The following is a 25,134-nucleotide window of genomic DNA, read 5'->3' on the forward strand; positions in this document are numbered from 1 at the left end:
GTGACTGGTCCGCTGCGGTTCAGTTGACGGTGACGGTGTAGGTGATGCGCTCGGGCGCCGGGGAGGGGGAGGCAGCCCCCGTGGTCGGGGTGGCGGAGGGTCCGGTCGTCTCGGGGGGCAGCGTGGAGGTGTTGCCCTGGCAAGTGGTGAAGGTACAGTGCAGCAGCGTGAACCGGGTGGTCCCCTTGCCCTTGGCCTCGAAGGTGAAGGTGAGCCGGCCGCCGGCACCGTCCACCGGCTCGTCGCCGGAGTCCGACGCGTAGTTCTGGCCGCGGCTGACCAGCACCGAGCTGTCGGGCGCGGGGTCGACCAGGTACCAGTACTCGCGGGTGGAGGCGTTCTGGTCGACGGTGAGCGTGAAGCGCTCGCCCGGCTCGGCAGTGACGCTGGTGTCCTTCACCGGGTGGCTCGTCGGGCGGCTCGCGGTTCTCGTGGAGCCGCCGGTCGGATCGTCGGTGCCCGAGCCGCAGCCCGTGGCGAGAGCGAGGAGCGCGGCCGCCGAGATCGCGGCACCGCCCCTGCTACCGCGGAAGATAGACGCTGTACGCATTGGGGAGATCACTGTTGGAAGCCTTGCCCATGTGGCCGTTGATGAAGTCGTCCTCGCTGACCCAAGTGGTCGAGCCCCAGGGGTTGTACACCTGAAGCATGTCACCCTCCTGGGCGATGATGGTCATCGCGTGGGCGCCCTCCTTGCCCGAGACGTCGACCGGCACCGGCCGCCCCTCCGCCACCGACTTCTCGACTTCGGTGAGGACCGCCCTGCGGTCGGCGGCGCTGTCCAGGTCCTGGCGCTGGTAGTCACTGCCGGTGGCACTGCCGACGGCGGCGTCATTGATCCGTTCCTGCCCCTCGGACCCCATGCCGCCCCAGTTCTCGCCGCCGTCACCTTCGGTATGCAGCCGGTGCTGTTCGGCCACCAGCCGCTGCTTGAAGGCGTCGGGGTCGTCCTGCTGCCCGTCGGGGCCGCCGGTGAGGTCGAGCGCGTACAGCGGGTCGACCATGGCGCGGGACGTGACGGTGGACGAGGCCACGCAGGTGCCCTCGGAGCCGTCGCCGCCTTGGATCCACCGCTGGCCGTCGAACGTGACGTCGTCCTTGTTGTTGTTCGAGCCGTCCGGCGCCAGGCCCTCGTCGTTCATGCTGTCCGCGGCGGTGACCACCGGAGTGAGGTGTCGGCGCAGCCAGTCGGGGTCCTTGCCGTGGATCTTGTCCTGGAACGTGCCGATCTCGTCGACGCTGTGGCCGGCGGCCAGGGCCTTCATCAGGTAGGCCCGCTCCTGCGGGGTGTCCGACTTCGCGAGCATCCGCTCCATGGCCATCTCGTCGTCGAGGCTCAGCCGGTCCATACGCGTCGACGCGCGCGCCAGGTCGCCGGAGGTGAGGATCTCGTTCAGCTCGGTGTCGGCGCCCGCGACGCCGGTATCGGCGAGCATCAGCTTGTCGACGGCGGTCAGTTCGCTGGTCTCCATCTTCCCGGCCCGTGCCTCGGCGGCCCACTTGTTCAGGTCCCGGGCCGCGACGCGGCTGGCCTCCTGCGCGTCGGAGACGGCGGCGTGCATCAGGTCGACCGCGTAGGAGCCGAAGTGGGCGGCGTTCTTACGGTCCCACTCCTCCTCGTCGTTCTCGTGCAGGTCGTCGAAGAAGCCGTCCCTGCCGCCGAGCATCTTCTTCTGCTCCAACAGCCGTCCACGGCCCTGCTCGTCCTTGCGCTGCGCGGCGCCGATCGCGTCGGCCAGCGTCAGCAGCGCCGACGCGCCTCCCTGGAACGCCTCGCTCATCTGGGTCACGGCCCGCCCGGCGGCGTTCACCGCGTTGGAGGCGAGGATGCCCGTGTCGCCGACCCACACCTCCGGAAGACCCTTGCGGCCCACCCGGTCGACCTGGTCGAAGACGCTGCCGACGTGGTCGACCTGACCACGGTAGAGGTTTGCCAGGCCCTCCAGAAGGCCTTGGTCCCCACCCGGTGCGGGCACCGAGAGGGCGTCGTCGATCAGGTCGAGAACCTCGTTCTTGCTCCCAGCACCGAGCATCTTCTTGGACAGCCCGGCGAGCCACGCGAGGCGGAAGGAAGGGGAGTCGAAGGGAGAGGAAAAGAAAGACACCGGCCCGTTCCTCAGTAGCTCGACAGGACCGAGCCGCGCCCGCCGTGCGTCGATGTGTCGGTGAGACCGCTCGTGCCGCCGACGGAGACACTGTCCACGCGTGTCTCCACCAGGCCGTCGGTGCCGTGGTAGGTCTTCTTGGCCAACTGCACCTTGCCACCGAGCTCGTGCAACGCCGACGCCAGCGTCTTGGCCTCCGCCTCCCATGCCTTGACGAACGCGTTGAGCGCCGACGCGGCGTCATTGCCGCCGGCATCGTCGTACGAGTAACTCGTACGGGACTTGACGGCCGAGCTGACGCCGTCCATGTCCGTACCGGCGTCGTCGAGTTGCCGGGCCTGGCCGGTCATACCTGCCTTGATCTGGTAGCCGTCGAAGCCCACCGCGCCTCCCCCGTATGCATTCGATCACGACCGCGGGCAGGCTAACACTCAATGCTTATATGAAGGATCACATGTCCTCCGCCACACACGCCTCCTTCACATCACCCGCCCCACGCCACGCCTGAGCGCTCATCCCGGCCCAGGCCATCGGCTGCAACTCGCCGTAGGCGTGCAGCGCGTACGAGCTGACGCCGCGGCCCACCCCGCTCTTCCTCACACCCCGAATTGGCGCCTCCACGTTGCAGCTGGCCGTGTTCCAGCCGACGCCGCCTGCCCGCGGCCACCGGGCTACGCGGAAGGCCGCAGCGCCCTGCCTCGCCACGATCGCGGCTCTGGCTGACGTGTATGCGCTGCGCCGGGACGTTATCCGTGCGAAGGCGTGCTCAAGGGAGGCTCGGACCTTGGGGCGGGAGGAACTGCGTTCTGTGGAGGAGATCGGCGCATATCTGCGTCAGGCACTCGACCCTTCCTCAGTCCGAGAACGCCGAATTGTTCGCCGTCCTCAGGCATGAAGGATGGCGAACAATTCGGCGGATCTGTCTCAGCCGGTTCAGCCGGCCGTGTCGGGCTTGACGATGTCGGGGAGCTTGGCCTCAAAGAGCTCGTCGAGCTTGAGCGAGGGCAGGACGTGGCCCTGGTTGGCGGCGCCGTCGGCGATGCTCGCACCCCAGGAAGAGGCTGCGAAACGCTGGTTGGGCGTCCCGTGGTGGCCAGGGCTGGTGTAGCCGCAGTCGCCGACCTCGTAGAAGGACTTCTCGGAGCCCAGCACCCGCTTGGCGTTGAGGGCCTCGCCCCGGGAGTGGGTGAGGTAGTAGGTGCCGAAGGCGTCGGCCATCAACTCGGCGCGGCGGCTGCCTTCCGGGCCGGTGAGCGTCGTGTTTCTGAGCAGCCCGTCCTCGAACTGCACGTGGTGGCCGAACTCGTGGGCGAGGATGGCGCGGGGCGCGGTGTCGGCCAGGCCGAGGGCCTCCACGGCCTGCAGGACGCCGTCGCCCACGACGATGCGGTCGGAGACCCCCATCGGCTGCGGTTCGTCCGACTCGCTGTAGGCGAACGCGTTGAGGCTGAACAGCGGGCTGGCGCCCTGCTCGAGGCTGGGCTCGGAGTCGATGAGCTGGATGATCAGCTTGGCGACGTCCAGGCTGTTCTCCGCGGGCGCGCCGTAGAGCCTTTCGACGAGGCGGGCGAGGCGTTCCGGGGAGGAGAAGAGATCGGCGCCGTGCATCGGGACGAGCTGGATGTCGTCGGAGGAGATGTCCCAGAAGTTCTTCAGGTCCTTCATCTCGGACGTGAACTGCTGGGTGTACTCGCCGTTGACGCCGAATCTGTTGGACTTCGACTCGCTGCCGAACAGCATGGCTTCGTAGCCGGGCAGGTCGAACACGCCCGCGAGCTGGTAGACGATGTAGGGGTTCTGGGCCTTGGCGACCAGGCCCTGGACGTAGGTGGTCAGACCCGAGGTCTGGCACTGGTAGTCGGCCGGGTTGATGACGCCGTTGCGTATCTGGGCCAGCTGGCTGTCGTTGATGTCATACCTGGCGGCGGCGGCATGGAGGTGCTCCTGCCAGTCGGCGGGCAGCTTGGCCAGGAGGGCGTCGGCGATCGCCTTGGACTGCGGGGTGAGGCCGGAAGTGTCGAGCGCGGCGGCGGTGGACGCCGTGGCCGCGGTCGGCGCGTCGGTGGCGGCTCCAACAGCCGTCACAACATCGTGGTGCAGCGGTCGGATCTCCTCTACGGGCTGATCGACCTCTTCGAGTCGTTCTGGCAGATGGCCGTCCCGCTGTCCGCCCAAGGCGAGCCGACGGACGACGCAGGTCCGGACCCCACCCAGGAAACCCGGCAGCTCCTGACCTATCTCAGCGGCGGCCTCACCGACGGGGCGATCGCCCGCGAACTCGGCGTCAGCGAACGCACGGTGGCCCGCCGCATCACCCGCCTCCAGGAAGTCCTCGGCGCCCGGACCCGCTTCCAACTCGGCATCCAGGCCACCCGCCACGGCTGGATCTGACGCGCCCGGCGGGCGGGGCCGCACCGCGGCTCGCCGGCGCGGGCGGGGCTCGTACATCCGCCCACAGGGCCTCGTCGTCGATTCCGGGTCAGGTACCACACCCGGGAAGTGCCCCTGCCGCGCCCGGGATGCGGTGTCGAAACGGCGCACGTCCAAGCGTGGTGCGAGCGGACCGTGGCCGATGTGCCGGTCGACGGACGGCGGGTCGTCGTGAGCGTGCGTGTACGGCGACTCGCGTGTCGCGCATGATGGTGTTCCCGCAGGACGTTCCGCGAACAGGTACCTGGTGTTCTGGCGCGCAGCACTGGGTGACGCGGCCGGCCGGTGACCTCCTCGGTGGTGAACGTGTGCCGTTACGTCGCCGCCGTGCCGTGCGCTGCGGCCGCCAGGCGCGCGGTGTCCACCCGCACGAACACCGAATCGCCGACGACGGTCAGCACGTCCCCGGCGTACACCTCACAGACCACCCGGCTCTTACGGGCCACCTCGCCTTCGACGCGTGCCCTCAGGGTGAGCGGCACGCCCATCGGTGTCGGCTTGAGGTACTTCACGCCGAGCTCCCCGGTCACGCAGTCGATGCGCGGCAGGCTGCCCGGCTCACGCCCCTCGGCGCGGTAGTGGTACGCCATCGCCGTCCAGTTGGAGTGGCAGTCGACGAGCATCGCGATCAGCCCGCCGTACACGAGTCCGGGCCAGCCTGTGAAGCCGGGATCCGGCAGGTGCGTGCACACCAGATGGACCGCGTCCGCGTCCCAGTGGCTGCTGATGCGCAAACCGCTCGGATGCGCGCTACCGCATCCGTAGCAGACACCGTCCGGATCGGCCAGGTTTTGCAGGGGCGTATCTACCACAGGGACCTCCGTCGTGAACAGCGACCTTCCTCAAGGTCAGGCCACTTATAGAGCCCCGGCCGGTGACTTGTCTCCGTGATCCGGATCTCAGTCGGCTCCCTTCAGCGCGCCAGGCCGTGCAACAGCAGCTCCGCGAGGCGCGCGTACGCCCCCGCGTCGCTCAGACCGGCTGCGGCCGCAACCTGGCGACGCTGGACACGGACCATCACCGAGGAGATGACGTCGGCGGCGAAAGCAACGTGCACCTCGTGGAAGGCAACCGCGGTCATGCCCTCGTCGTCGTAGACCTCGGCAGCCGGCTCGAATGCCGCGACGTCGCTACGGCTGCACCCGAGACTTCTCCGTCGAGCGCTACATGCGCGGAGCGAAGATCATGCAGATCTTCGAGGGCACCAACCAGATCCAGAGGCTCGTCATCAGCCGTGCACTCACCCACCGTAGGTGCCCGAGCCGAGGAAGCCGAGCCTGCTGCCCTGTCCGGACAGGCGGATCACCTGGCCCGTACTGGCCACGTTGTCCTTGGAGCCCGGAGGCACGTCGGGCCAGGTGAACGTTGCGTCGCCGAAGGTGACGCGGGCGTCGCGGGTAATACCGAGCGTGGCCAGGGCCTGGGCGGAGTAACTCCTGCCGCTGCTGGTAAAGGTGCCGGCGGTGGGGTTGGAGTCGGCGGTGACGCCGACGTTGTTGAAGGCGGCGGCGAGCGATGCGTACGGAACGGCGACCTGCAGCAGTCGCGGCTGGGCCTCGGTCTCGGCATCGAAGACGGCCCGGACTCGGCCCGCGGCACCGCCGGTTGTCGCCGTGCCGGTGAGCCGGATCGGCACAGTGGCGGCGCCCCCGGGGGAGAGCGTGAACGGCACCTCGGTGCGGTCGGCGCTCATACCCTCCGGCGGGGTGACCACCAGAGTGCCCCGGGCAGTGCGGCCGCGGATCTCGCGTACCGTCACCCGGGCACCCTGAGGGTCACGGCCTCCGAGACGGCGTCGACGCCGTCCGCGGGCAGGGTGAAGCCGACACGGGTCGGGGCGTGCACGACCTTGCCGGCGGCGTCGGTGACGGTGACGGTGGTGCTCACCTGTCGCGGCTGTCCGGTGGTGTTGAGACCCGAGGCGTGCAGCACCAGGGTGCCGTCGGCGGCACCCTGCGCGGTGACAGAGGTGACGGCGGCCGGCGGGAGCCGGTCCAGATGGACGCTTTCCTGCAGACCGCCCCAGTTCCAGTACAGGGTGGGCTGCAGCGGGAACTCCTTGGAGGCCCGGTTGTCGACGATCACGGCGATGAGGTTGTCGCCCTTGGTGACGGCGTCGGTGATGTCGAAGCGCTCCGGGAGGTATCCGCCCCGGGCGCTGCCGACCGGCTTGCCGTTGACGAAGACACGGCAGGAGAAGTAGACCGATTCGAAGGTGAGGACGGTCCGCTGGTCCTGCTCGGGTGCGGGCAGCCGGACCGATCGCCGGTACAGGGATACCGTGCCGGCCCAGGCTCTCCACTTGTCGCGTACGGTGCCGAAGGAGCTGGGCACCAGGATAGTCGTCATCGCGGACTCGTCGAAGTCCGGCCGCACGGCGGGGGGCAGGTCTCCGTCCAGCGCCCCGGCGGGCAGCTCCGCCTGCACCGCAAACTGCCACGCCCCGTCGAGGACGGTGCGCCCCGGGCCCTCCGGTCCTCTCACGGTGGTGACGGCCAACTGTGCCGTCACGGTGCCGTCCGGGGTGTCGGCCTCGGCGGTGAGGGTATGGCGGCCGTTGGGGAACCAGGACGCGTCCGTGGCGGTACGCCACACCGGGTCGGTCTGTGTCCCCTTGGCGTACAGATCGGTCAGCTCGGCGAAGGCGATGCCGTCCATGCTGAACCGCACTGCCGTGGTCCCGGCCGGGGCAGCCACCTCGATGTCGGTGAGCCCGCGCAGCATGTTCGCCGCCGGTGAGGTGAACCGCAGTTCCACCTCGGCCTGGGTCTGTAATGCCGTAGCGGCCGAGGCGGGCGGTGCACCCCATGGCAGGGCAACGGCGGCGGAAGCGGCCAGTGCTCCGGCCACAACGCTGCGGCGGGACGGATGAGACGGGGGGATGTCGTTCATGGCCGCTCCTGGGAATGTCGAGACCTGACGCGTACATGCGCACGTCGCACAGCGAGGCAACCTATCCACGGCCCCGGGGCGCAAGAATGGACAATTTCCGGTACCCACTTGGACTTTCCTCGGAGCACGAGCACGAGCACGGAACGGAACGCCACCTCGGATCCGGAAGGCCTTCAACGACGCCTTCCAGCACATGGGTTGTCGTATCTCGGGCACCGGAGTGGCTCGGCATGCCGGAGGTCCCGCTGCGCACGGAGGGCCTCAATGCCTCCTGACCCGTGGTGGCCGACCTGGCGCCTGTCTTCCCTCCAGGCTCGGGTGTCGAGATCTGCGCTACCGCCGCCCTGCCCCCCACATCCGAACAAGATGGCGTGCGATTCAGTTCAGGCATGTTGACCTGTGTGCGCATAGCCCCCATATTTGCCACGTTCGATCAGCAACGGCCCCGCCTCCGTCACTGAGCGTGCGCGGGGTGTCAACCGCCCAGTAATCCACCGATTCCCGCAAGGAGTCACCATGTCCCGGGCGCCAGCCTGCCGCACCGCCCTCGTCGCGGCCCTGCTCCTGCTGTTAAGCGCACTGATGAACGTGGCGGTGCCACCCTCCGCCCGTGCAGACACCATCTCCACCGCCATCACGATCAAGGGCGCCAAGTCCAGCGGCCTGACCTTCGACGGGGTCGGCGCCATCTCGGGTGGCGGCGGCAACTCGCGCCTCCTGGCCGACTATCCCGAGCCGCAGCGCAGCGAGTTGCTCGACTACCTGTTCAAGCCCGGCTACGGCGCCTCGCTCCAGCTGCTCAAGCTGGAGATCGGTGGTGACACCAACTCCACCGACGGCGCCGAGCCGAGCATCGAGCACACCCGCGGCGCCGTCGACTGCAACAACGGCTACCAGTGGTGGCTGGCCGAGCAGGCCAAGGCCCGCAATCCCGAAATCAAGTTCTCCGCCCTGTCCTGGGGCGCGCCGGGCTGGATCGGCGGCGGAAACTTCTGGTCCCAGGACACGATCGACTACCTGATGGCATGGATGGGCTGCGCGGCCAAGCACGGTCTCACCGTCGAGTACCTCGGCGGGTGGAACGAGCGCGGCTTCGACAAGACCTGGTACCAGGACCTCAAGAGCGCGCTCGTGTCGCACGGATACACCACCACCAAGGTGGTCGCCTCGGACAGCGGCTGGGATGTGGCCGACGCCATGGCCCAGGACCCGGCGTTCAACGCCGCCGTGGACGTCGTCGGCGTCCACTACCCCTGTGGCTACCTCGGCGCCTACACCAAGTGCCCCAGCACCCCCACCGCCCAGGGGCTGGGCAAGCCGCTGTCGGCGAGTGAGAACGGGTCCCAGGACACCAACACAGGCGCGGCCGCAGTGGCCCGGTCGATCAACCGCGACTACCTCGACGGGAAGATGACCTCCTCCTACAACTGGCCGGTCATCGCCGCGCTTTACCCGAACCTGCACTTCTCCACCGACGGCATGTCGATCGCCAATCAGCCCTGGTCCGGTAACTACACCATCGGCAAGACCACCTGGGTCACCGCACACACCACGCAGTTCACCCAGCCCGGCTGGCAGTACATCGACTCCGCCGGCGGCTACCTCGGCGGTGACCGCGTCAACGGCAGCTACGTCACGCTGAAGTCGACCCATCACAAGGACTACAGCACAGTCATCGAGACCATGGACGCCACCGCCGAGCAGACCGCCAACTTCAGCATCGGCCGCGGCCTGTCCAAAGGCCAGGTCCACGTGTGGGCCACCAACGTCAAGTCGGCCGACTCCGCGGAGTGGTTCGTCCACCAGGAGGACATCACCCCGTCCTCCGGCCAGTACACCCTCACCCTCAAGCCCGGCTACGTCTACACCGTGACCACCACCACCGGCCAGGGCAAGGGCACCGCCACCCCGCCGGCCCGCGCCGCACTCACCCTGCCCTACGCGGACGACTTCGAGACCCCCGCCACCACCACCTCGCCCAAGTACTTCTCCGACATGAACGGCGCCTTCCAGACCGTGCCCTGCGCCGGCAACCGCTCCGGTACCTGCGTGCGCCAGATGGCCGACACCACCCCGATCCGCTGGACCGACGAGCCCTACCACGCCCCGTACACCTTCCTGGGCGAAGGAAGCTGGAGCAACTACACCGTCACCGCCGACACCCTCTTCGAGGAATCCGGCACCGTCGAACTGCTGGGCCGGGTCAACCAGCAGGCCAAGAACAACAACGGCCAGAACGCCTACCACCTGCGTGTCAGCGACACCGGCGCCTGGTCCATCGACAAGAGCGACACCAAGTGGACGTTCACCACTCTCGCCAGCGGCACCACCACCGAACTCGGCACCGGCAGCTGGCACACCGTCGCCTTCACTCTCCAGGGCACCACCCTCACGGCCACCATTGACGGCAAGGACGTCGGCAGCGCCACCGACGCCAGCTTCACCAACGGCCAGCCCGGCCTCGGCGTCACCGGCTACCAGACCCACCAGTTCGACAACCTCAAGCTGACCCCCGGCGAACCCACTTCCTCGCACACCGGCCCGATCACCTCGGCCCTGCCGGGCAAGTGCGTCGAAGTGAAGGACAACTCCGACACCAACGGCGCCCCGGTGCAGCTCGCGGACTGCAACAGCAGCCCCGCACAGGAATGGACCTGGGCCAACGGCATCCTCACGCACAACGGCAAGTGCATGGACGTCTACAGCCGAGGCACCACCAACGGCACCAAGGTCATACAGTGGGACTGCAACGGCGGCACCAACCAGCAGTGGAGCCCTCAGCAGGACGGCACACTCAAGGGCGCACAGTCGGGCCGCTGCCTCGACGTCCCGGCCGCCGGCACCACCAACGACGCCCAGCTGCAGATCTGGGACTGCAACGGCGGCACCAACCAACGCTGGACGCTGCCCTAGGGTTTGTTTCGAAAGCAGCGTCGTCCGCCCGTAGGGCGGGCCAGGCGGCGTCCGGTGCGTGCGATCGCAAGGCGGAGGCTCGCCCCGATACTGGGTGTATCGGGGCGAGCCCGACAACGCGGCGAGTGTGCGTGCCAGACGTCGCCTGGCAGGCGGGACTTTCGAAGGCAGGACGTGGCCCTGGTCGGCGGCGCCGTCGGCGATGCTCGGAGAGGGCCGGGCGTCATCCTCGGCCCTCTCCTACCCAGTCCGACCCGGGTCAGGACACAGGGGATCCGTAGATGCCGATCTCGTAGATCGAGTACCCCCATGTCGTCTTGCGCTGCACACCCTGCATGCGGACGTACTGCACGGGCTCGTCCGCGGTGATCCGGACGACGTCGTTGCCGCACGTGTCCGGGCGCTGGGTGGAGACGGTGGTCCAGTTGGTGCCGTCGGCGGAAGTCTGGATCCTGTACTCCGTCGCGCAGGCACCCTCCCAGGCGAGGGTCACTGCCGCAACCTTCGCCGGGGCGGCGAGCTTGACCTGCACCCACTCGTTGTCGGAGTAGCCGGAGGCCCAGCGGGTGCCCATCAGACCGTCGTTGACATACCGAGCGGCAAGCCGGTCGAGGCCCTGCTCCACGCTCGACGCGGTCGCCGTGCCGTCCACGGCGAGGTTCTTGCCGCCGCCGGCGATGTCCCACAGCTGGAGCCGGACATCGGCCTGGACCAGGAAGACGTCGAGGACCCCGTCGCCGACCTTGGGCTGGACCGAGCCCCAGGTGTTACGCGGCGGAGCGACCCGGACGGCGCGGGCCTGCTGCTGCAGATCCCGCGAATCGGCGAGCAGCGCTTCGGCCTTGGCCTTGTCCCCGGCCTGCCGAGCCTCGAACGCGTCGAGCATGGCGACCATCGACCTGCCCCACAGCTCGGTGGCGTTCAGCCAGGGCGCGGCGTCGTCGGTGAATCCCTTGTCCACCGCTCCGCCGCGAATGGTGGCCGGGGCGGCGGCGATGGCGTCCGCGTATGCGCGCAGCGCGGTGAGCGCATCGTCGCGTCGCCCGTCGTCCCACGCCTGCCAGAACTCGGCGACACGCGAATTGAGTTCGGGTGCCTGGGGCTGCCAAGGAGTGCTGCCGAAGGTCGGGGCCATGTGCTCGAGGTCTCCGAAGACGAGCAGTGCCTCGGTGGCCGCGCGGTCTCCGCCCGCGAGATAGGCCATCGCGCGCGGCCAGCTCGTCTTCGCGTCGTACGCCTTGTCGTTCCAGGTGAAGTCCGCGGTGCCGAAGACCGCGACCTTGCTCGCGTACGGCTGGTTCATCGGGTTGGCCACGATGCCGGACAGGTGCGCCGAAAGACCGGCCTCACGCTTGTCGTACGGCGCGAGCAGCAGTCGCCCGCTGGTGTTGCCGAAGTCGTTGACCGGGTAGTTGTCCCAGACGAAGACCTTGCGACCGAACAGCGCCGACACCTTGTCGGCCTGCACGTTGGTGATCTCCGGGGGAACGACGTCGGTGCCGGTCCACATCACCACGACCGCAGGGTCGAGGGTGGCCCGCATGGTCTGCTTGTAGGCGGTGTCGGTCAGATCGCCGTACTCCGTGGGCACCATCTGCAGCGGCTGTGCGCCGTCGTGGGTGGCGACGAAGTTCCGCTGCACGTCGTTGAGCAGGTCGACCTGGGCCTTCGCCGCCGCGGCGCGTCCGGGCGCGCCGAACGCCGCCTGGTCCGCCGCGCAGTTCCAGCGGGTGTAGCTGATGTCGTCCAGCGGGATGGAAAAGGACCGGGTGCCCAGGTCGTAGAGCGCCTGGAGCTTCTGCTTGAGGGCCTTGCGGTCCGCGGCATCGGAGTAGCAGATCGACTCGCCTGGCGAGACGGCGAACGTGAAGTGCACATGATTGGCCGCGGCCCGTGTCACCAGCTCGCCCAGCTCGGTCAGCTTGTCCGCCGGGTAGGGGTCGCGCCACTTGCCGCGGTGATAGGGGTCGTCCTTGGGCGCGTACACATAGGTGTTGGCCTTGACGTCTCCGTAGAAGTCCATCTGGTCGAGGCGGTCGGCGTGCGTCCACGGCTTGCCGTAGAAGCCTTCAATGGTGCCGCGCAGAGGCATGGACGGGAAGTCGCTGACCTGTGCGCCGGCCACCTTCCAGCCGTCGTCGGACGGGACGAACAACTGACGCAGCGTCTGCACCGCATAGAACTGGCCTGCCGCGTCTCTGCCGCCGAGAGCGATCTCCGCATGCGGTTTGACGCCCGAGACCCGCAAGCCGTATCCCTCGGCCTTGTCCGGGACGGCCGTGGCGCCGAGCGCTTGCGCGATGTCCGGGCGTGCGGACGGGCCGAGGCGCACCGTGAGCAGGCCGGCCGCGGCCACGGGAATGGTGTCAGGGCTGACGATGTCCACCCGGTCCGCGCCGTGGGCCTTCAGCTCCCGGACAAGGCGGTCGCGAGCCGCGGGGTCGGTCTCCTCGTCGGCGACCACGAGCACCCGGCCGGTGACGACGGCGGCGTCACCGCTGCCGACGAGCGACTGCGGGGTCGGCGACACCGAGGGAACAGCCGCTTTCGAAGCGTCGGCGGAATGGGCCGCGGGCACGGGCAGGAGCGCCCCGATTCCGAGGGTCGCGGCCAGCGCGAGGCAGGCTCTGGACGTGATCTTGCGATTTCTCATGAGCTCTCCGTGGTCCGGACCGGCAGCGATCAGCACGCCACTGCCGGTGGTGTACCTGTCAAGAGGGGGGAAACGGAAGGGACTGGGGCGAACTACCGGCGCACTGCATGCGCGCTATGCGGGGTCGGGCTCCGGGCTCATGGAACGAACCTCCAGGCGCCACAGCGAGTAGCCGAAGCCGCTCGCCCGCTTGATGCCTTGCATGCGGACGTACCGGGCGGTCGCCGGGCCGAAGGTGAGTTCGTCTACGCGGGCGCCGGCCGGCTTGCCCCGAACCGAGGCCACCGTCTTCCAGTTGGCGGCGTCGTCGGAGACCTGAATGTCGTAGTCACGACCGGAGGCGTTCTCCCAGTCGAGCAGGACACGCCGGACGGTCTGCGGGGAGCCGAGGTCGACCTGGATCCATTCACCGTCGCGGTAGGCACTGGCCCACCGGGTCTTGCCGTCACCGTCGGTGGCGTTCTCCGGTCCCAGGCTCGCCACTTCGGACGAGGACGCCGTCGTCGGCCGGTGCAGCGCCAGGTCCGGCACCTCGAAGACACGCATGCTCCACAGGGCGTACCCGTTCTGCTTCGTGCCCGCCTGCGTGCCGACGAGCCGTACATGCCGTGCCGTGACCGGATCGAACGTCAGAGTGTCAACTCCCGCGGCCTCGCGGCCGGTACGGCTCGCGACGGTGGTCCAGCTCTCGCCGTCCCGTGACACCTGGATCTCGTAGTCGCGCCCGTGGGCGGGCGCCCAGTCCAGCTCGACCTTGCTGATCGCCACCGGCTTGCCGAGGTCGACCCGCAGCCATGCCTCGTCTCCTGAACCGCTGGCCCATTGGGTGGTGCGCACCCCGTCGAAGGCGGCGGCCGCCTCACCGGCGGAGGCGGTCGCCTCCTTGCCCAGGCTCACCTCTCCCGACGCCGACGCGGCGAGTGTCGTTGCGACCTTCGTCAGCCCGGTGCCCACGCCGAGCTTGCGGACCGTGTCGAGGAAGGCGCTGTACGGTACTCCGGCCTTGGTCCCGCTCCACATCTTCTGCGCAAGCGTGCCGAACGTGGGCTCGACCAGCCCGTGCACGTCCAGCTCCGAGTAATTATCCAGGGTCAGGTCGTTCCACACCGCCGACATGGCTCCGAGCAGCTGCGGGTCACGGGGGGCCACGCTCTGCCCGCCGGGGAAGACATTCGGCTCCCACTGGTCGTAGAGGTACTTACCGTCCAGCCCGTGGCCGTGGTAGTAGTTCGCGAACGGGACGATGTAGAGCAGGGCGTCATTGGTGTTGATGAAGGAGTAGCCGTCCTTCTTGAGCGCCTGCGGCCCGTACCAGCCGTTGTTCCAGCTGTTCATGGTCACGTCGCGGTCGTAACCGTCGCTGTTGGCCGCCATGGCCGACAGGCTGCCCCAGGCCCGCGGCTGCTTGCCGAGCGAGCGGATGTGGGCGGCCATCTCGTTGAAGTAGTCCTTGTAGCGGGGCTTGTCCACCGTGTACTCGTCGGCGCCGAAGTGCACGTCCGGGCTGCGGAACCAGGGCACGAACTCGTCGAACACCGACTTCATGAACGCGGTGGTCTCAGGCTTGGACAGATCGAGGTGGTCGGAATCGCCGTTGTTGAGGCCGATCGACGGGCGGAACCGTGTGAACGCCAGCGAGTGGGCGGGCGCGTCGAACTCGGGGATGATGGTGACGCCGTTCGCGGCGGCGGTGTCCTCGAAGGAGTCCCAGTCCGCGCGGTCATAGGCCCCGTCCTGGGAGGCCAGCCCGGCCAGTTCGGGGTTGTCGGTCTTGAGCCGGAAGCCGGCCTCGACCTGGCTCCAGGGCCTGCCGCGCGGGAAGCCGTTGTCATTGAGGTGAATCTGCAGCTCGTTGAGCTTGAACCAGCCCATCACCTGCAGGTAGTCGCGGATGTAGTCCGCGGTGAAGGACCGCCGCCCGACGTCCAGCATGAACCCGCGGACCTTGTAGTTGGGCCAGTCCACGGCTGTGCCCACGGGGACCGAATCGCGGCCGTCGTCGAGCAGCAGGACTTGCAGAAGGCTGCGGGTGCCGTAGTAGACACCCTTCGCGGTCGGCGCGGTGATCGTCACGTTGCGATCGGTGGCCGTGAGGGTGTAGCCCTCCTCGGCGAACCGGGCGCCACCCGTCGCATCCGTGAGGGAGGGATCGATCGACAGGACGATGTCGCCGTCCTGCGGGATCCGGGGGGAGACGTCCAGCCGGCGCCCTGTCACCTGTGCTATCTCGGTGGAGAGTTGCTCGCCCTGGTCGTCCAGTTCGTCGACCTGCTTCTTGGCCAGCACGATCCGGCTGTGCTCGCGCAGCTCGAACGAACCCGTTCCGCCCTCCCACTGCTGAAGAGCGGGCACCACAGCGGGCCGGGCATTGACCTCGGTAGTTGCGGGGACGGGTTCGGCACCTGCTGACGGCACAGCCAGAAGGGGCACGAACAACGCGAGTGCTATCGCTCTGACCAGTCGAGCTGCATGGCTATTTTTGCGCACTCCAACCTCCGTTCGAGCGGAATTGAACAACGTATACCCGAGTTTCGAGGTGAGGTCTAGACCACTCGCACGGTGAGGTACCAGCGGCCGCGGTCCACGTCGAGGTGGATGCGGTAGGCGACGGCCCGGTTCGCTTCGATGCGGTCGGCCCACTCCGCACCCCGGTGCGCGAACGCGATCCGGGAGGCGAGTACGTACCGGCCGTGCCCGGCATTGGCCAGGCGCGCGAGCGGAGCAGGCAGCTTGATGCTGACCTCGCCGTCCGGGGTGACACGGATCGTCTCGTTCCCGAACCGCTTCCCCGACTCACCATCCGCAGCGAGAAACCAGCGCCCCGCCTCCCACCGTGCCCGCCACTGCTCCTCGGTGAGCCGGGCCTGGGCGAGGTGGTGGCGGGTGTTGAGCAGACGTCTGCCGCCCCGTACCACCCGCACCCGCCCTGCCTGCCACTCACGAATCGCAGCGGCATGCCGGTCTCCCGGGGCCGCGAACCGGCGAGATGTGCGAAACCACTCACTCTTCGACCGGTAGCCGCCCGCCGCGCGCTTGGTGCCCTTCTCCCCGACCGGGAGGGACAGGCGGTGCCGCAGCATGTTGATCCCGGCACTAGCGTGAAGGCGAGCCCGACCACGCTCGCGCCGTGCGTGTCCACGTAGTTGAACTCGATCTCGGCCCCGGCACACGTTCACGGACGCGCACCGGGGCACGGGGGCTGCAGGCGTCAGGCGCGCCGCGCCGGCGTCGCGGCCGACGCGGTGTCACCCGCGTCCTCGGATGCGGCATCCGAGAGGTCCCACCCACCGGGTCTCCCGGGCGCGGGTCGGCCGGGTTCCGCCCGCCGCGCCCACGCCGTACAAAGTCGGCAAGGGCGCGGCGCCGCGGCCCTCCGCTCAGCGAGCCAGGCGTCTTGCGTGCCCGAGCTGTGAGCTTGTGACCATTACCGGTTCACCCCAGCGGATCCGACGTGTGTGGCGGGCTCCGAACCACCGGTGGGCGAGCCGGACAGCGGGCGGGAACAGCTGGCGGATCGCCTGCTGCCGGTCGGGCGGTGTGCCGTCGATGAGCCAGGCGCACAGCGCCACTCCGCTTCTGAGTCCGAGGGGGTGGCGTTGTGCGGCGTCGAAATCCGCCCATTCACTGGTGGTGATGCAGGTCGCGACAAGCGGCAGGACGACCGACTGCTCGTAGTCGAGGTATGCCGTCAGTGCGGTGTCCAGCCGGGTCATGTACTCGGCCGTACGGCTCCCGGGTCCACGGCCGGTCAGACAGTCGTCGACGGTCGCCGCGAGTAGGGTGACGCGGCGACGCGCCTGTGCCATCTTGGCCGCGGCGCGCTCGAGGTCGGGACCGGAACGGTTCCTGCCGAGGAGGACCTGCCTCAACAGGTCGGCGTCGGCGTCGAGGTAGGTGGTGAGGTAGCGCATGAAGTCGATCCAGCCCGAGGTGACGACCGGAAGGCAGGTGCGCGACCAGGTGACGAGTCGGTACACATCTCTGCGCAAGGCGTCGTGGACGGCGTGGACCAGCAGGAGGTCGATTCGCGGATCACCGGCAGGACCGTCGTCGCGTGGACCCCTGGGCGCGGTCGAGCGCATGTCGAGGCCTCCCCGGTCGCGTCTCATGCGTGCGGCCCGTGTTCGGCGGAGATCTCGCCGCGGTGGTCCGGGGCCGGGGCGCCGACCAGGGCCTGTGCAGCGGTCGGCTTGCGGATCTGGTCGGCGAAGTACCAGCGGGACAGGCGGACACGCAGCCGCTGTCCGGGGGTGGCTTTGCGGGTAACCCCGTTGTCGTCTACGGGCGGTGGGAGTTCGAGGGGCTCGTACTGCTCGTGGGCGGTCAGGATGTGGCGCGCCGCGGGGTCCAGGGGTTCGTGGCGTTCGACGAACCCGCCGCTCGGGAGTTTCTTGATGATGCCGGTTTCTCGACCGTGGAGGACCTTGTCGCGGTCGCGGAGTTGCAAGCCCTTGCACCAGCGCACGGTGACCATATAGGCGAGTACCGGAGCGATGAAGAAGGCGACGCGTCCCGCCCAGGTGATCGTGTTGATCGACAGGTGGAGGTGGGTGGCGAGGATGTCGTTGCCGCCGCACGCCCACAGCACGCCGTAGGCCGCGATCCAGGCGGCCCCGAGTCCGGTGCGGACCGGCATGTTCCGCGGCCTGTCCAGGAGATGGTGCTCGCGTGTGTCGCCGGTGATCCACGCCTCGATCCACGGGTACGCACCGAGCAGGATGAACAAGATGCCCGGGACGATCAAGGCAGGGATCAGGAGACTGAAGCTGATGGTGTGGCCGAAGGCGCTCCATTCCCAGTCGGGCATGATGCGCAGGGATCCCTCCAGGAACCCGAGGTACCAGTCGGGTTGGGATCCCGCGGCGACCCGCTCCGGTCGGTACGGCCCGTACGACCAGATCGGGTTGATCTGGGCCAGGCCACCGAGCACTGCGGTGGTGCCGAAGATGAGGAAGAAGAAGCCGCCCGCCTTGGCGACGTAGACCGGCATGAACGGCTGGCCGACGACGTTGCGTTCGGTGCGCCCGGGTCCGGGGAACTGCGTGTGCTTGTGGTAGAAGACGTAGATGAGGTGGACCGCCACCAGACCGACCATGAGGGCGGGCACCAGCAGGACGTGCACGGTGAACAGCCGCGGGATGGCGTCGTCGCCCGGGAACTGCCCGCCGAAGAAGAAGAATTGGAGATAGGTCCCGACCAGGGGGATCGCAAGGACAACGCCGTCGGCGATGCGCAGACCGGTGCCGGAGAGCAGGTCGTCGGGGAGCGAGTACCCGGCGAAGCCGTTGAGCATCGCCAGCACCAGCAGGAGGAACCCGAAGAGCCAGTTGATCTCGCGCGGTTTGCGGAACGATCCGGTGAAGAAGTGTCGGAACATGTGCACGAACAAGGCCGCGATGAAGATCAGAGCCGCCCAGTGATGGACCTGACGGATCAACAATCCGCCGCGGACGTCGAAGCTGATGTCCAGCGTCGAGGCGTACGCCTGCGACATGTGAACACCCTGCAGCGGCACGTGGGAGCCGTTGTAGACGACGTCCTGTGCGCTGGGCTGGAAGAACAACGTCAGGTAGACGCCGGTCAACAGCAGCGTGATGAAGCTGTAGAGCGCGACCTCACCCAGCATGAAGGACCAGTGGTCCGGAAAAACCTTCCGGATGTACTTTCCGCCGAGCCGGTAGATCCCCAATCTCTCATCGAGCGCGTCGGCGAGGCGCACCCCCTTGCTCTCCCGGACGGATATGCTGGCAGGTTCTGCTCCATGGCCGACCTTGGCGGTCGATTCCTGTGCACTCATGCGAGGCACACCTTTCCTCTCTCCCACATCCTCGGCGCGACGACGGCTGATCCCGTCCGAGGAGGTCTCTGCGAGTTCCCTCGTATCTCAGACGAGACAGCCCGGCGGAATGTGACGTGCACTGCGGAAGCCGAGAGGCAAGCTGGGAGCGGCACGGGCTCTTGAACAACCGCCCGTGCCAGCCGGTGCCGCTGCGGGGAGCAGCTTGTGGTGGCCCGGAGCCGGCACGAACGCCCCGGGCGGTCACTTTCCCTATCTGTTGCCGGAGGTGTCGCACAGCGCGCGGTCGACGAGGTCGCTGGCGGCCTTGTGTTGCCGGAGCATTTCATCGGGGTCGTTGACGCTGGTGGACATGGAGACGGTGACGGTGCGGCTGCCGTCGTCGGTGGCGCCGTTCAGGGTGATGTAGCCGGCTTCGCCTCCTTCGTGGCTCCAGTAGCTGCCGCCGCAGGTCAGGGGGCGGCTGACCAAGCCGAGGCCGTAGCGTCCGCCGGGCCAGATTGCCTCGATCCGCTTGTCGACCGGGACGGTGTCCTGCATCTCGGCCATGCGCGCCTCGGACAGCAGCTTGCCGCCCAGCAGTCCCTGGAAGAAACGGTTGACGTCCGCCGTGGTGGAGACATAGCCGCCGAGGTCGGGGACGATCTGTTCAGTGACGTCGGTCCGTTCGCCGGAGGCGAAGACCTGGTAGCCGTCGGCGTGCGGGCGACGAAGGGGGGACGTGGTGCCCGGCAGGTAGGTCTGGTTCATGCCGAGCGGTTTCAGGATCCGGCTCTCGACCTCCTCCTGCCATGGGCGGCCAGCGGCCTTTTCGACGATCATGCCGAGGACGACGTAGCCGGTGTTGGAGTAGCTCCAGCCGGTGCCGGGCCGGAAGTCCGGATGATGCTTCATCGCCCGGGCGACGATCTGTTCGGGGGTGTAGGTGTCGTAGCGGTGCTGGTAGTACTCCTGCGGGGTGTCGAAGCCGGGAAGGTCGTCGTGGAGGCCGCTGGTGTTCTGCAGAAGCTGGCGCACGGTGATCTTCCGTCCGTCGTTGCCGTTGCCGTCGATCACACCGGGCAGCCGACGGTCCACCGTGTCGTCCAGTGACAGCTTGCCCTCGTCGACCAACTGCAGGATGACAGCGGCCATGAGCGCCTTGCCGGTGCTGGCTATCCGGAAGTAGCCGTCGCGGGGCACCGGGCGGTTCATGCCCACCACGGCGACGCCGGAGGTGGCGACCAGATCCCGGCCGGAGGCGGTGGTCACCCGCGCCTGGACGCCGGTGACCCCCAGCGCCTGGATGGCATCGGTGTCCAGGCGCAGGTCGTCCTGCTGGTAGCCGGGCGCGGACTTCGCGGCCGAGCCGTCCGAGGGCTGGACAGCTATGGCCACACTCGCTGTGCCGAGTGCGGCCGCCGCGACGGCCAGCCACCCTCGGCCGATCCGGCGGTGACGCTGCTGGGACGGGCGGTGCTGCGGCGCGGAGGCCGGGGTTGTGGATCTCATGAATCCCACGCTAGGTAAGCGTCGAGTTGCATGTCGCTACCACAGGCAGCCGATGGAAACCTACAGGTGGCTGTAGTGCCCCAGGGGCGCCCGGCACTTACAGTGGCGCGTCTGAGGGCCGCTCCCGGTCCCGCACGACAGTCAGACGAAAGCGAATCCAGTGCACGGCGTGATCGGCGAGGCCCGCATACGGTTGGTCCAGACCAGGCGTAGCGGGCGCTACCTACTCGGCACCCTGATGACCGCGACGGTGACGCTCGTGGCGGCGCCACTGCTGTGCGTACCGTCGCTGGCAGCTCCCTGGGCCGAGCGCCACCGCCGGCGCGCCGGGGCGCTGCTGGGCCGACCGGTGACGCCACGCCCGCGCGCCCTCCGCCGCGACCTTGCGTGGCTCGTGACTCACGTGGCCACCGGCCTGCCCGCGGGCATAATCGCCCTGCTGTGCCTGGGTAACCTGCTCCTCACCCTTGTCGTCACCGTGGGGTGGTGGGCCTTTCCCACGTCGGATCCGCCACGGCTGCCGCTGCTCGATGTCCGTATCAACAGCTGGGCCCCCGCGCTGACGATCAACCTGGCACAATTCCTGCTTCTTGCGGCGCTGGCGACCATCGCCCTGCCACCGCTCGCCCGGGTGCACGCGCGGTGTTGCCTGGCAGTCCTGGCACCGTCTCCCGCGGATCAACTGGCCGCGCGCGTCACCGAGCTCACCCAGACGCGCGCAGAAGTCCTGCAGGCGCACGGCGCGGAACTCCGCCGGATCGAACGCGACCTGCACGACGGCACCCAGGCCCGGCTGGTGGCCATCGCCATGCGGCTTGCCGTGGCCGGGGAGAGCCTTCGCCAGGACCCCGACGCGGCCGCTGCGCTCGTACGGCAGGCCCAAACCGAGACCGAGGAGGCCATGACCGAGCTGCGCTCCGTCATCCGCACCATCTACCCTCCGGTCCTGGCCGACCAGGGCCTCGTCGGCGCGCTCAGCACCCTGGCCACCAGGTCCGGCGTGCCGACCCGCATCGACATCGGCGAGCTCGGCGAGGTCCCTGCCGCGGTCGCAGTGGTCGCCTACTTCGCCGTCACCGAGGCACTGGCGAACATCGCCCGGCACAGCCGAGCCACCAAGGCCGCCGTCCGCGTCACCCGCAACGGCGCGATGCTGTCCGCAGAGATCACCGACGACGGGACCGGCGGGGCGGACGCATCTCGAGGCAGCGGCCTGGACGGAATTCGCCGCCGCGCCGCCGCCCTGGACGGCACTATGAAGATCAGCAGCCCGCCGGGCGGGCCGACCACCCTCACTGTGGAGTTGCCGTGCGTGTAGTCATCGCCGAGGACAACGTCCTGCTGTCCTCCGGACTCGAACTCCTGCTGGGCTCCCAGGGCTTCGAGGTCACCGCGATCACGGATGACGCCCCTGGCTTCCTCGCCGCCGTCGAGACCCACCGCCCGGACGTCACCATCGTCGACGTGCGACTACCCCCGACCTTCCGCGACGAGGGTATCCGCGCCGCCCTCCGGGCTCGCCGCGACCGCCCCGGACTTCCCGTCCTGGTCCTGTCTCAGTACGTCGAGCAGGAGTACGCCGGCCGCCTCCTCTCCGACGCGCGCGGCGGCATCGGCTATCTGCTCAAAGACCGGGTGAGCCGTATCGCGGAGTTCACCGACGCACTGCGCCGCGTGGCCGCCGGCGGCACCGCCATGGACCCCGAGGTCATCGCCCAGCTCCTCGCCGTCCGCAGCGATCCCATCAACGCCCTCACCCCCCGCGAACGCGAGGTCCTGGCTCTGATGGCCGAAGGACACAACAACGCCACCATCGCCCAGCGGCTTTTCATCACCGAAAACGCCGTCCACAAACACATCGGCAGCGTCTTCCTCAAACTCGGCCTGTCGGCCGGCGACAGCGGCCACCGCCGGGTCCGCGCCGTCCTGGCCTACCTCCGCCGCCACAGCGGCACCGAACCCAGCCCCAGTTGAGTCATCGGCCGATTGATGAGCAAGATCGGCAAGCGCGAGTTCGCGGGCGGCCCGGCGTACCGGCTACCGGCACCCGCTGCTGGACGTACCGCTGCCGGAGTGGGAGAAGATGCACTGCGCCCTTGGCCGCCTGGCCCGTCCTGAGGAGATCGCCGCCGTGACAGCCTTCCTGGTCTCCGACGACGCCTCCTACATCACTGGCCGCACCATCGAGGCCGACGGTGGCTTCCTCTGACCCCGCCACGGGCCACTGCCAACGGCAAGTCGGCCCGTCTCCCTTGGGACGTGCCGGTCGCTTCGCGGGTTCAGCTCACTGCCACACCGTAGGGGCTGGCGCCGACGGTGACAGTGGCGACGACCTTGCGGGATGTCGGGTCGATGACCGTGAGGGTGCCCGCTCCCTGGTTCGTGACGTAGACGGCGCGGCTGGTGACTTCCAGGTTGAACGGGTCGGTTCCTGGAGGGCCCAGGGCAATGGTCGCCGCGACGCGATGGCTGCCGGTGTCGATCACGGATACGTTGCCCGGGCCGAGATCGGCGGAGTAGGCGAAGCGGCCGTCGGGCCCGATGGCCACGTCGAAGGGGCCCTCGCCGACGGACACGGCAGTCGCCTTGCCGGTGCGGGTTGCGACGGCAAGGACCTTCTGTCCCACTTCGTCGGCGACGTAGGCCGACTCGCCGTCCGGCGTGAGGGCGACGCCCACCGGGGAGCGCCCTGCGGAAAGTTTCCGGGCGACCCGGCGCGTGCGGGTGTCGATGACCGACAGGTTGCCCGACCCGGCGTTCGCCACATAGGCACGTCCACCGTCTGGACTGAACGCCACATTCACCGGTGATTTTCCGACCCGGATGGTCGCAGCCACCCGACTGGTTCGGGTGTCGATCACCGAAACGGTGTTGGACTTGCCGTTGGTGACATAGAGGGATTTGCCATCGGGGCTGAGGCCGACACCGGTGGGGCTCTTCCCGACCGGCACAGTTGTGACGATCTTGTTGTTCCGGGTGTCGAGGACCGAGACCCGCGCCGAGCCGCTGTTGGCGATGTACACGTGCCTGCCGTCCTTGGTGACCGCGACGCCTTCCGGCGCCGCGCCGGCCGGCACGGTTGCGACGACCTTGTAGGTACGGGCTTCGATCACCGAGAGTGTGTTGTCCTGCTGGTTCGTGACATATACGCGGCCACTGTCGCCGGCAACGGGCACAGTCGGCGCAATCGGTACAATCGGCGCAGGACCCGATTCCTTTTTGGCCGAGGGGCTGTGCGTACAGGAGATCAACAGGATCCCCATGGCCGCGGCGAGTGCCGGCCGGAGCATCCTGCCGGGTCGCCGGTGGCCGCCACCGGCTGGGGTCCGCAGGGCAGAGAACATCTCGCCTCCTGTACGCATTGCGATGGTTCGGTCCGGGACCGGGCGGCATCCCGCCGCCGACTGCCCGGCAGCGGGTTCGGATCAGGTCAGGAGCCGGCGGGCGTAGTAGTCCTTCTCGTCCTGGACGCCCGGCAGTGCGAAGAAGTAGCCCCCGCCCCGTGGGCTGATGAACGGCACCAGCGCTTCGCCTTCCAGCCGGGTCTGCATGGCGATGTAGGTGTTGAGTTCTTGCTGGAAGGAGACGAACGCATGCCCCATGTCCAGTTCCGGCAGGTTGGGGCTCCGGTCGTAGTCGTAACTGCGACGCAGGATGGTGCTGGTCGCCGCGGTCTGCGGAGTCTGGGGATTGGCCAGGCGGATGTGGGAGTTCAGCGGGGTGATCAGGCCCAGCGGGTCGTTGGTGTAGATGGGGTCGAGAAGATCTGGGGCGCTCTCACCCACTGCGTACATGGGGGCGCCGCTCGCCTTACGGCGGCCGAAGATCCGCTCCTGCTGGGCAACGGGCACCTTCTGCCATGCCTCGATAAAGAAATGCACGATACGCACCACGTGGTACGTGCCACCCGCGGCCCAGGCCGGTTCGGCGCTCTTCGGCTGGACCCAGACCACCTGATTCATCTGGGCGTCGTCGGAGACGGATGGGTTGGAGATGCCGTCCTTGAAGCCGAACCAGTCGCGCCGGACACCGACCGGACGCTCCGGATTGCGCTGGCCGTCGATGCGCCAGCGCAGCTTCATCGCGGACTTGGTGTGGGTCAGGATGTCGATCAGTGCGTGCACCGTCGTGTCGCGGTGATCGGCGCAGATCTGGATCAGCAGGTCCCCCTGGCTCAGCGTGGGGTCCAGGTCGTCGTGGCGGAAGGCTGTCATCTTGACGAGCTGGGCCGGCTTGCGCGCGCTGAGACCGTAGCGGTCGTCGAAGAGGGACGCGCCCACTCCGACGGTCAGGGTGAGACCATCCGCCACGACCGTGGGCCCCAGGATGCCGTTGTCCGTCGGCGGTGCGGTCGGGGCCACCTTCGGTGGTCTGCCGCCCGCCGTGAGGAAACGGGCTCGCGAGGTGAGCGTGCGGAACAGGTCTTTGAGTTTCGTCCGGTTGGAGGCGGTCACGTCGAACGAGACGAAAATCGCGTCCTGCTGGGGCAGAGTGGCGATGCCTGCCTGGTGATAGCCATGGAAGGGAATCGCACGAGATGCCGGTCCCATCTTGGGAACAGCCACTGTGTCGGCGCGCGCCGCACCGCTGCCCAAGGCGACCCCGCCCGCCGCTCCGGCCAGGCCCGCGGCGGCACCGTGAAGAAACGACCGCCGGGCAAACGCACTCGCCGGACACCCTTCGCCGCTCCATCCCTCCTCCAGGGTCGCGAACGTCTCGTCAGCCATCGTTCGTTCCCCTCAGTCAGGAGCCAGGTGGCAAGCCGTACGCTCTTGCCTCGATCGGATTCCGTGTGCCGGCCGGCCCAGCAGGGCACGACCGTAGACGGCAGTTCCCCACCGGCGCTTGAAGAA

Annotated in this window: 19 protein-coding genes and 5 pseudogenes; 7 read left to right on the top strand and 17 right to left on the bottom strand. The window is 68.5% G+C overall.

The genetic code is table 11. From position 1 onward, the window contains the following. Positions 1–19: 19 nt before the first annotated feature. The 5 genes and pseudogenes from AB0N06_RS10465 to AB0N06_RS10485 form a co-directional block, all read right to left on the bottom strand. Complete coding sequence (locus AB0N06_RS10465) at positions 20–550, bottom strand: protease inhibitor I42 family protein (RefSeq protein WP_366134294.1); 531 nt, start codon at positions 548–550, stop codon at positions 20–22. Then, positions 522–2,105, bottom strand: coding sequence for a peptidoglycan-binding protein (locus tag AB0N06_RS10470; protein ID WP_366134295.1), 1,584 nt, complete (start codon positions 2,103–2,105; stop codon positions 522–524). The genes AB0N06_RS10465 and AB0N06_RS10470 overlap by 29 nt, the downstream gene beginning before the upstream one ends. Positions 2,106–2,116: 11 nt before the next feature. Further along, positions 2,117–2,488 (bottom strand): hypothetical protein, encoded by a 372-nt coding sequence (locus AB0N06_RS10475; RefSeq protein WP_366134296.1) that lies wholly within the window; start codon positions 2,486–2,488, stop codon positions 2,117–2,119. 133 nt (positions 2,489–2,621) lie between these two features. Next, a pseudogene (locus tag AB0N06_RS10480) lies at positions 2,622–2,924 on the bottom strand (aldehyde dehydrogenase family protein); the annotation flags it as partial. Positions 2,925–3,038: 114 nt separating this feature from the next. Further along, positions 3,039–4,190, bottom strand: coding sequence for a hypothetical protein (locus AB0N06_RS10485; protein WP_366134297.1), 1,152 nt, complete (start codon positions 4,188–4,190; stop codon positions 3,039–3,041). Positions 4,191–4,199: 9 nt separating this feature from the next. Here AB0N06_RS10485 and AB0N06_RS10490 point away from each other — a divergent pair, with 9 nt between their 5' ends. Together AB0N06_RS10490 and AB0N06_RS10495 are read left to right on the top strand one after the other, a co-directional pair. Then, the gene (locus AB0N06_RS10490) at positions 4,200–4,496 is read left to right on the top strand and encodes a LuxR C-terminal-related transcriptional regulator (RefSeq protein WP_366134298.1); all 297 of its coding nucleotides are present in this window, start codon (positions 4,200–4,202) and stop codon (positions 4,494–4,496) included. A 99-nt stretch (positions 4,497–4,595) separates the two neighbouring features. After that, positions 4,596–4,742 (top strand): annotated as a pseudogene (locus AB0N06_RS10495) (transposase family protein); the annotation flags it as partial. 107 nt (positions 4,743–4,849) lie between these two features. Here the strand turns inward: AB0N06_RS10495 and AB0N06_RS10500 are convergent. Beyond that, positions 4,850–5,269, bottom strand: coding sequence for a hotdog domain-containing protein (locus AB0N06_RS10500; RefSeq protein WP_366134299.1), 420 nt, complete (start codon positions 5,267–5,269; stop codon positions 4,850–4,852). 179 nt (positions 5,270–5,448) lie between these two features. Beyond that, entirely contained in the window at positions 5,449–5,616 is a 168-nt protein-coding gene (locus tag AB0N06_RS10505) for a hypothetical protein (RefSeq protein WP_366134300.1), read from the bottom strand. A gap of 50 nt (positions 5,617–5,666) precedes the next feature. Here AB0N06_RS10505 and AB0N06_RS10510 point away from each other — a divergent pair. Beyond that, positions 5,667–5,780, top strand: a pseudogene (locus AB0N06_RS10510) (acyl-CoA dehydrogenase family protein); the annotation flags it as partial. Here the strand turns inward: AB0N06_RS10510 and AB0N06_RS10515 are convergent. Both AB0N06_RS10515 and AB0N06_RS10520 read right to left on the bottom strand, forming a co-directional pair. Then, positions 5,776–6,294, bottom strand: a complete 519-nt coding sequence (locus tag AB0N06_RS10515; protein WP_366134301.1) for a hypothetical protein — start codon at positions 6,292–6,294, stop codon at positions 5,776–5,778. The pseudogene AB0N06_RS10510 and the gene AB0N06_RS10515 sit on opposite strands and share 5 nt — an antisense overlap. After that, positions 6,291–7,427 carry a sugar-binding domain-containing protein gene (locus AB0N06_RS10520; RefSeq protein WP_366134302.1) on the bottom strand — a complete coding sequence of 379 codons (1,137 nt, stop codon included), beginning with the start codon at positions 7,425–7,427 and terminating at the stop codon, positions 6,291–6,293. Before AB0N06_RS10520 ends, AB0N06_RS10515 begins: the two co-directional genes overlap by 4 nt. A 516-nt stretch (positions 7,428–7,943) precedes the next feature. Between AB0N06_RS10520 and AB0N06_RS10525 the strand changes: the two genes are divergently transcribed. Beyond that, a complete protein-coding gene (locus tag AB0N06_RS10525) occupies positions 7,944–10,340 on the top strand; it encodes a ricin-type beta-trefoil lectin domain protein (RefSeq protein WP_366134303.1) in 2,397 nt (798 codons plus the stop codon). A gap of 259 nt (positions 10,341–10,599) precedes the next feature. Here AB0N06_RS10525 and AB0N06_RS10530 read toward each other — a convergent pair whose 3' ends face one another. The 6 genes and pseudogenes from AB0N06_RS10530 to AB0N06_RS10555 form a co-directional block, all read right to left on the bottom strand. Continuing rightward, on the bottom strand, positions 10,600–12,993 hold the full coding sequence (locus AB0N06_RS10530) for a beta-N-acetylglucosaminidase domain-containing protein (RefSeq protein ID WP_366134304.1): 2,394 nt from the start codon (positions 12,991–12,993) through the stop codon (positions 10,600–10,602). Between the two features lie 114 nt (positions 12,994–13,107). Further along, entirely contained in the window at positions 13,108–15,408 is a 2,301-nt protein-coding gene (locus AB0N06_RS10535) for a discoidin domain-containing protein (protein WP_366134305.1), read from the bottom strand. 143 nt (positions 15,409–15,551) lie between these two features. Continuing rightward, positions 15,552–16,085 (bottom strand): annotated as a pseudogene (locus tag AB0N06_RS10540) (IS200/IS605 family accessory protein TnpB-related protein); the annotation flags it as partial. A 285-nt stretch (positions 16,086–16,370) separates the two neighbouring features. Continuing rightward, entirely contained in the window at positions 16,371–17,075 is a 705-nt protein-coding gene (locus AB0N06_RS10545) for a hypothetical protein (RefSeq protein ID WP_366134306.1), read from the bottom strand. A 23-nt stretch (positions 17,076–17,098) separates the two neighbouring features. Beyond that, the gene (locus tag AB0N06_RS10550) at positions 17,099–18,790 is read right to left on the bottom strand and encodes a cytochrome bc complex cytochrome b subunit (protein WP_366134307.1); all 1,692 of its coding nucleotides are present in this window, start codon (positions 18,788–18,790) and stop codon (positions 17,099–17,101) included. 252 nt (positions 18,791–19,042) lie between these two features. Next, positions 19,043–20,281: a serine hydrolase domain-containing protein gene (locus AB0N06_RS10555; protein ID WP_366134308.1), complete on the bottom strand. Its 1,239-nt coding sequence runs from the start codon at positions 20,279–20,281 to the stop codon at positions 19,043–19,045. Between the two features lie 169 nt (positions 20,282–20,450). Here AB0N06_RS10555 and AB0N06_RS10560 point away from each other — a divergent pair, with 169 nt between their 5' ends. From AB0N06_RS10560 to AB0N06_RS10570, 3 genes and pseudogenes are all read left to right on the top strand, one after another. After that, the gene (locus tag AB0N06_RS10560; protein WP_366134309.1) at positions 20,451–21,599 is read left to right on the top strand and encodes a histidine kinase; all 1,149 of its coding nucleotides are present in this window, start codon (positions 20,451–20,453) and stop codon (positions 21,597–21,599) included. Next, positions 21,590–22,255: a response regulator transcription factor gene (locus AB0N06_RS10565; protein ID WP_366134310.1), complete on the top strand. Its 666-nt coding sequence runs from the start codon at positions 21,590–21,592 to the stop codon at positions 22,253–22,255. Before AB0N06_RS10560 ends, AB0N06_RS10565 begins: the two co-directional genes overlap by 10 nt. Before the next feature lie 85 nt (positions 22,256–22,340). Beyond that, positions 22,341–22,490 (top strand): annotated as a pseudogene (locus AB0N06_RS10570) (SDR family oxidoreductase); the annotation flags it as partial. A gap of 70 nt (positions 22,491–22,560) precedes the next feature. On the opposite strand, the gene AB0N06_RS10575 reads toward AB0N06_RS10570, so the two are convergent. Beyond that, complete coding sequence (locus AB0N06_RS10575) at positions 22,561–23,625, bottom strand: beta-propeller fold lactonase family protein (RefSeq protein WP_366134311.1); 1,065 nt, start codon at positions 23,623–23,625, stop codon at positions 22,561–22,563. An 81-nt stretch (positions 23,626–23,706) separates the two neighbouring features. Next, positions 23,707–25,008, bottom strand: coding sequence for a Dyp-type peroxidase (locus tag AB0N06_RS10580; protein WP_366134312.1), 1,302 nt, complete (start codon positions 25,006–25,008; stop codon positions 23,707–23,709). Positions 25,009–25,134: the final 126 nt, after the last annotated feature.

The sequence above is a fragment of the Streptomyces sp. NPDC051020 genome (genome assembly GCF_040683105.1).
Lineage (GTDB): Bacteria > Actinomycetota > Actinomycetes > Streptomycetales > Streptomycetaceae > Streptomyces.